This is a genomic window from Actinomadura rubrisoli (genome assembly GCF_004349215.1).
GTDB lineage: Bacteria > Actinomycetota > Actinomycetes > Streptosporangiales > Streptosporangiaceae > Spirillospora > Spirillospora rubrisoli.
This window is the reverse complement of the sequence record NZ_SMKU01000448.1, coordinates 1-6,381: the sequence shown is the minus strand read 5'-3', so window position 1 is coordinate 6,381 and position 6,381 is coordinate 1. Positions and strand designations below refer to the sequence as shown.

Below are 6,381 nucleotides of genomic sequence, written 5' to 3'. Positions count from 1 at the left end.
ACGTCACGGTGCGGTTCCGGCTCCTCGGTGCGGACTTCCTCATGCTGTTCGAGTGCAAGCGGCACGCGGCCCGTCCCGTGGGCGCCCCCGGGGATCCCGCTGGACCGCAACCAGGAGGCCCTGGCCATGGTCGCCAGGCGGAGCAGCAGGCGCGCCGAGGCCCGGCAGCTCGCCGCGGCCGACCCGATGAGCGCCAAGCAGCTCGGCATCGGCCGCCGCGACCTGCCCGGGCGGAGCTACGACGACGGCGGCCTCATCGACGTCAACCGCGTACCGGCCGAGATCTTCACCCATTTCAGCGGCGTCACCGCCGAGAAGGCCGCCCACGTCATCGCCGTCCGCACCAGCCTCGGAGGCGCCTTCTCCTCGGTCGAGGAGCTGATGGCCATGGTCGAGCTCCCGCCCGACCTGCTCGACGAGGTCGCCGAGTACGCCATCATCATCAGATGACGCCGGCGCCGATCGGGGGATGATGGCCGTTCCCGTGCACGAGCTGAGCCCGGCGGAGTACGAGAAGGCCGTCGCCGACCTCGTCGAGGCCGGCGGGCATGAGGTCCTGGACTGGCGTGTCACGCACCTCGATCCCGTGGACGGGGCGGACGGCACCTACGTCATCGACGTCACGGTGCGGTTCCGGCTCCTCGGTGCGGACTTCCTCATGCTGTTCGAGTGCAAGCGGCACGCGGCCCCGGTCAAGCGCGAGCACGTGCAGGTGCTCAACGACAAGCTGCGCGCCACGGGCGCCCACAAGGGCGTCGTGGTGGCGGCCTCCGGCTTCCAGCGCGGCGCGCTGGAGTACGCGAGGGCCCACGGCATCGCGTGCGTGCGGCTGACCGATGACTCATGGATGTATGAGACGAGAGACGGCGGCCAGGCGCGCGGACGCCTGCGCCACCACGCCGCCTACGTCAGCCGGCTGACGAGCACGGGCGCGGTCAACGTCCTGCTGACCGACCGGCGCGACCGCATCCAGAGCTTCCTCTTCGACGACGCGCCGCGCACGGACGTCCTGAACGGATGAGCCCTGGATGGGTGAGTCCTGGACATGAGTCCTGGGACCGGTTCGTCCAGGACATGTCCTAAACGCCGGTGTGGATCAGACTCGCCCACAGGGTGGGGGCGTCGAGGAGGTCGGCGCGGACGCGCCGGACGGCGTGGTGGAGGCCGAGCGCGGTGCGGGCGGTGTCCGGGGCACGCGTGCCCGCGTCGGTGAGCTCGGTGTAGACGTCCTCGGCGACCCGCGTGGCCACCTGGTCGCTGATCCGCCACAGCGTGCCGACCGTGGCGCGGAAACCGGCGAGCTGGAACGCGGCGGTGACGTGGACGGCCTCGTCGACGAGGCGGGGATGGGTGTCGGCGGTGCCGCACGCGGACAGGTAGGCCAGGTCGGCGCCGCCCAGGCGCAGCCGGGAGATCTCCGCGACGGTCAGCGGCCGGGTGGCGTGGTCGTGCAGGAGCAGCCGGCTCGCGCCGGGATCCCTCCAGTCGGTGGCGCCGTGGCAGGCGAAATGGGCCACCGAGTGCTTGGGCAGGGCCGACAGGACCGCTTGGTGGGTCGCGTGCCGCTTCCGCAGGACGGTCGCGTCCCCGAGCAACCTCCTCAACCGGCGCGCCTCGTCGTCCGCACCCCGAAGCGGCGGCTCGCCCGGGGTCCGCGGCATGGCGACGATCAGCGCCGGGCGCCCGTCCGTGCCGGAAGGGACGGGTGCCCGCCTGGCGTAGGCGAGCGCGTGGACCGTGGGGGTGTAGGAGGACACCACCCGGTCCATGACGGTGCGGGGTGCGGCGTCGGTGGCGATGTCATGGTGGTGCCCGGCCGCGTGCAGCGGCAGGTACGCCATGACCCCGATCGGGCACCACCACACCCGGGGCCACGCGTCGTCGGGCCCGGGAACGGTGGTGTGGCCGAGAGCGGCCAGGATCGGCTCGGCCGCCGCGTCCCACAGCCAGCCGAGGACGTCGTGCAGGACGGACTCGGCCCTCCTGAGCTCGGACGCGTCGAGGGAGGCGGAGGCGCGGCGGGCGGCGAGGAGGCGGTCTCCCTGTTCGTAGACGGCGTCCTGGGTGAGGCCGGGCAGGGGCACATGCCGGACGGGCCGGTCAGGGTCGGCGGTGACGATCAGGGCGTCGCAGCGGTGCCGGTCTGTGGTCACCATGACGATCGGCCCGGCTTCGGCCTGCCGCCGCAGCCCGTCGACGGACGGCGGGGCCAGGAAGCCGGCGAGCCCTGGACGGGCGCGGATACGGTCGAGCAGCGCGTCCCAGACGGCGGACGCCGCGCCGCGCATCTCGCCGAGCGCGCGCGGTCGTCCTGCCGCCCGGCCGCCGGGTCGAGCCGGGCGAGGCGGTCGCGCAGCCGGGCGAACTCGTCGGCGAGGTCGGGGGCGCGGTCGCGCAGCCGGTCCAACTCGGTCCGGGCGTCCATGCCCTCGGTGAGCAGCAGCCCGCGCGCCTGTTCGAGAAGCTCCACGGCCCGCTTCGGCCGCCCGGCGGACAGCGCCGCGGCGGCGGCCCGGCCGGCGATCCCGGCCACCTCGCCGAGCCGGTGCTCGCGGTCGGCCCGCCGCAGGTCGCGGGGCGCCATCAGCGGCAGCCTGCTGACCACCGCCTCCATCGCGGCCAGCGCAGCCGTGTGGTCGCCCGCCACGGTGGCGGCCGTCGACAGGAGCCGTCCGGCGTCGATCAGGTCTCTCACGGACGCGGTCGGCAGGGCCGCCGCCCGTGCGAGCACCGACCGGGCCTCGGCCAGGTGCGCATCGTCCCCGGTCTCTCGGAAGAGCTGGTAAAGCGCCGAGCCCACGACGTACAGGGTCCGGGACAGCTCGGGCCAGTCGTCGTCGGCGGCGGCGACCCCGGCGCGCCCGATGACGACGGCCTCGCGGAGCCAGCGCTGCTCCCCGGTGCGGCGGAAGAGCTGCGTGAGCCCCGCGGCAAGGTTGCGCTGGTAGCGCGGCTTGAGGGCGTGGCCGTCCGGCGTGGCGGTCACGGCGGCCCGGGCCAGCTCGCACGCCTCGGCCAGCGCGCCCTGGTCACGGGTCTCATCGGCCAGGATGAACAAGGCGTTCCCGAGGTTGGACTTGTACATCGGGAGGTCGGGATGGTCGTCCGGCAGCGCGGCCGTCGCCGCACGTGTGATGGCGACGGCTTCGCGCAGCGCCGCCCCGTCCGTGGCCCGCCCCGACAGGGCGAGGAGGGTGTTGCCGAGGTTGAGCAGGCGGCTCGCCCGGGACGGGTGGTCGTCGGGAGTGGCCGCCGCGCACGCCCGGTGCGCGTCGACCGCCTCGTGCAGAAGGTCGAGATCGCCGGTGTCCTCGAACGCGGTGCGCAGGGAGACGCCGAGGTTGGCCAGGCACATGGCATGGTACGGGTGCCCGGCGGGAGCGGCGCCGGTGCCGCGCCGTCCGACGACGATCGCCTCGCGGAGCACCTCCGGATCCCCGGTGTGCTCCGACAGCGTCTGCAGCGCGCCGCCGAGCCCGGTCAGGCGCGCGGCGAGCTCCTCGTCGCCGGGCGAAGTCGCCGCCACCGCCGACCGGTGCGCGTCGATCGCCTCATGCAGCGTCTCCGCGTCCCCGGTGTGCTCGTACAACCGGCGCAGCAGGCCGCCGAGGTCGGTCAGGTGCGCGGGCAGCTTCGGCGAGGCGTCGGCGGTGGCGGCGATGACGTCCCGCCGCACGTCGACGGCCTCACGCAGCGTCGCGGTGCCCCCGGTGTGGTCGAACAGCATGCGCAGAGCGGCCGAGAGGTCGGCCCGGCGCGCGAGGCGCTCGGAACGGGCGTCACGGGCGGCGGTGCGGAAGACGTCCACCGTCTCGCGCAGCGCGTCGGGATCGCGGGTGGCGTCGTACCAGGTGCCCAGCGCGATGACGAGGTTGATCCGGCACAGGTCCCACTTCGGGTGGTCGGGCGGGACCGCGGCGAACGCGGCGCGGAAGAGGTGCAGCGCGCCCTGGAGGGCTTCGGGGTCGCCGTCCCGCTCGTACCACTCGGTGAGCTCGACTCCCTTGTTGGTGAGGGCGGCCGCATCGACGGGCGGGCCGGAGTCCGGGTCGGTGTCCGGGGCCGGGTCGGTGTCCGGGTCTGGGGCCTGGGAGCCGGATCGCAGTTCGTGCCGCTCCGGGTCGAAGACCAGGTCCTCCGGGACGAATCGATCGTCCTCGGCAGGGTCGTCGTCGTCGGCGAACGGGTGGTCGGCGAACGGGGCGTCGGCGGGGTGCTCCGCCGCCTGCTGCGCGAAGAACTCGTGCAGTGCTTCGGGGACGGCGCTGGGATCGGCGGCGAACACGGGCCCGAACGCCATGGTGGCGCATCCGAGGTCGTCGTCCCACTCGTCCACCGGCAGGGCCTGGACGCGGAGCCAGCACAGCCACCCGAGGGCATGGAACGCCTCGACGTCGACACCGCGCCCGCCTCCTACCGACGTCGCGGTGACGAGCGCCAGCAGGGTGTCCATCTCTTTCAGGGCGGCCGGGTCGAGCACAGGTGTCGGATCACCGGTGTCGGGGGTGTGCGAGTTCCGCGCCCGAATGGCGGCGAGTAACTTCTCCCGCACCGGTGACCCTTCCGCACGACGCGACCCGCTGGGCGGGCGGCCTTGCGCAGCGAGGCGTCAGCGCCCACCCAGCCGTACGGCGACGACCTTATCCGGCAGATGCCGCATAGGGTGCGGTTTCGTTCAGGGCTTGACCTGAGGGAAGCGGACGATCCGGTCGTCGGTCGCGCTGGGGGTGCCGCGGCCGTCGCGGTTGCTCGTCATCACCCAGAGATAGCCGTCCGGGCCAACGGAGACCGTGCGGATCCGTCCGTAGGTGCCTTGTAGTACCGCCGTGGGACGACCCGACGATCCTCCCTTGCCGTCCAGGGGGACCAGCCAGAGCCGCCGCCCGCCCAGGGCGGCGACGTACAGCGTGTCGCCCGCGACGGCGGCGCCGCTGGGCGACGCCTCCGAGGTGGACCAGGTCGCGATGGGAGCGATGTAGTTCGGCCCACCGCCCGGGCCCTCGACCTGCGGCCAGCCGTAGTTCCCGCCGATCGTGATGTGGTTGGCTTCGTCCCAGGTGTTCTGGCCGAATTCGCTCGCGTACATGTGGCCGCCGCCCCACGCCAGCCCCTGCACGTTGCGGTGTCCCAGGGTGTAGACCACCGAGTTCGGGTTGGGGTTGCCCGGGGCGGGGGACCCGTTCGGCTGCATGCGCAGGATCTTCCCGGCGGGGGTGTTCCGGTTCTGCGCGTTGGGCTTCGTCCCGGCGTCGCCCGTCCCGGCGTAGAGGAACCCGTCAGGGCCGAAGTGGATGCGGCCGCCGTCGTGGAAGGTGTTCTTGGGAATGCCCGAGAAGATCACTTCCTGCTGGGGGGACGCCGCGAGCTTGAAGCGGACGATCCGGTTGTCGGACGCGGAGGTGTAGTAGGCGTAGACGTACCCGTCCTGCGCGTAGGTCGGCGAGACGGCGATGCCCAGCAGCCCGGCCTCGCCCGTGGGCTGCACTCCGGAGAGCCGGGCCACCTCGGTCGGCGCCGAGCCCGGACGCAGTTGCAGGATGCGGGCGCTGTTGCGTTCGGACACCAGCGCGCTGCCGTCCGGAAGGAACGCCAGCCCCCACGGGACGGACAGGCCGGTCGCCACGACGTCGGGCGCGGCGAAGTTGAAGGCGGGATTGGCGGCCGTCCGCGCCGCCGTCCGCGTGACCGCGTCCAGGGGGGCCGCCGGAGCGGCGGGAACGGCGACCGCGGACGCGATGGCGAACACCGCGACCGGGGCCAGCGTGCGCATTTTCAGGGGCATTTCGACTCCTCTGTCACCCCGAACCAGTAAGTGCCCCCGATTTTTTTGTCTTGGTGGGACGCCCTGGTAGACGGAGAGCCGCGCTTGCGGCGATGAGGAGGTCCCGGACGCAGTGGCTTGTTCTCTGCGAATGGACGGGCAGGTCAGCCGGGCCGCAAGGCGTGGGAGCGCTCTCTGCCGTCTTGTAAGGTACCCGTCCCATCGCTCGCTGTGAAGACTCTAGTTTTTCACCTTTCACATACGGCATTCCATATGAATCAAATACCGGCCTGACCAGCGGTACCGGATGGACCGCTCCTCGCGGGCGCCGGGTCCGGGCGGGGGCGGCCCCCTCGGCTGACGGCCGGGCCCGGGGCCTGTGCGCCCAGAGCGAACGGAATCGAGGACTGTTTCAGGTGTCCGGTGGCATATTAAAGATGGTGGGATGAGTGAAGTACGGACTCCGATTTTCGGCGTAGGGCTTCCCCAGGGGGCGACGAGATGTTCGAGAGGTTCACCGACCGTGCGCGGCGGGTTGTCGTTCTGGCTCAGGAAGAGGCCAGGATGCTCAACCACAACTACATCGGGACCGAGCACATCCTTCTGGGTCTGATCCATGA

General features: G+C 72.4%; 6 protein-coding genes. 3 read left to right on the top strand and 3 right to left on the bottom strand.

Annotation, left to right across the window (positions count from 1 at the left end):
• A partial coding sequence (locus E1298_RS42575) for a helix-hairpin-helix domain-containing protein (protein WP_207945178.1) occupies positions 1–450 on the top strand: 450 nt, incomplete at its 5' end.
• 19 nt (positions 451–469) lie between these two features.
• The gene (locus E1298_RS42570; RefSeq protein WP_131903068.1) at positions 470–1,021 is read left to right on the top strand and encodes a restriction endonuclease; all 552 of its coding nucleotides are present in this window, start codon (positions 470–472) and stop codon (positions 1,019–1,021) included.
• 58 nt (positions 1,022–1,079) lie between these two features.
• Here E1298_RS42570 and E1298_RS42565 read toward each other — a convergent pair whose 3' ends face one another.
• From E1298_RS42565 to E1298_RS42555, 3 genes are all read right to left on the bottom strand, one after another.
• The gene (locus E1298_RS42565; RefSeq protein WP_243726176.1) at positions 1,080–2,156 is read right to left on the bottom strand and encodes a CHAT domain-containing protein; all 1,077 of its coding nucleotides are present in this window, start codon (positions 2,154–2,156) and stop codon (positions 1,080–1,082) included.
• Positions 2,150–4,552 carry a tetratricopeptide repeat protein gene (locus E1298_RS50915; RefSeq protein WP_131903066.1) on the bottom strand — a complete coding sequence of 801 codons (2,403 nt, stop codon included), beginning with the start codon at positions 4,550–4,552 and terminating at the stop codon, positions 2,150–2,152. Before E1298_RS50915 ends, E1298_RS42565 begins: the two co-directional genes overlap by 7 nt.
• A gap of 123 nt (positions 4,553–4,675) precedes the next feature.
• Positions 4,676–5,782: a PQQ-dependent sugar dehydrogenase gene (locus tag E1298_RS42555; protein WP_131903065.1), complete on the bottom strand. Its 1,107-nt coding sequence runs from the start codon at positions 5,780–5,782 to the stop codon at positions 4,676–4,678.
• A 480-nt stretch (positions 5,783–6,262) separates the two neighbouring features.
• Between E1298_RS42555 and E1298_RS52060 the strand changes: the two genes are divergently transcribed.
• On the top strand, positions 6,263–6,381 hold a 119-nt coding region (locus E1298_RS52060; RefSeq protein WP_131903064.1), incomplete at its 3' end, for a Clp protease N-terminal domain-containing protein.